Source organism: Rappaport israeli (genome assembly GCF_001888055.1).
Taxonomy (GTDB): Bacteria; Pseudomonadota; Gammaproteobacteria; order Cardiobacteriales; family Cardiobacteriaceae; genus Rappaport; species Rappaport israeli.
The window spans coordinates 1-363 of sequence record NZ_LXHZ01000048.1; the positions used below are offsets into that span (position 1 = coordinate 1).

General features: G+C 54.3%; 1 pseudogene. It reads right to left on the reverse strand.

From position 1 onward, the window contains the following. Positions 1 to 202 (reverse strand): annotated as a pseudogene (locus A5N84_RS10130) (hypothetical protein); the annotation flags it as partial. Between the last annotated feature and the right edge of the window lie 161 nt (positions 203 to 363).

Here is a 363-nt window from a genome sequence, read left to right on the forward strand (position 1 = left end):
CACTGCACACTGCACACTGCACACTGCACACTGCACACTGCACACTGCACACCGCACACCGCACACCGCACACCGCACACCGCACACCGCACACCGCATACCGCATACCGCATACCGCATACCGCATACCGCATACCGCATACCGCAAGCGCTGAGCCTGCAAAACTTTAAACCCTAATTCCAACCCTTCCAATCTCCCCAACTCTCCCAGCACCTCGAACCTCAAGAACTTGCGAACTTACGAACTTACGAACTTACGAACTTACGAACTTGCGAACTTGCGAACTTGCGAACTTGCGAACTTGCGAACTTGCGAACTTGCGAACTTGCGAACTTGCGAACTTGCGAACTTGCGAGCTTGCG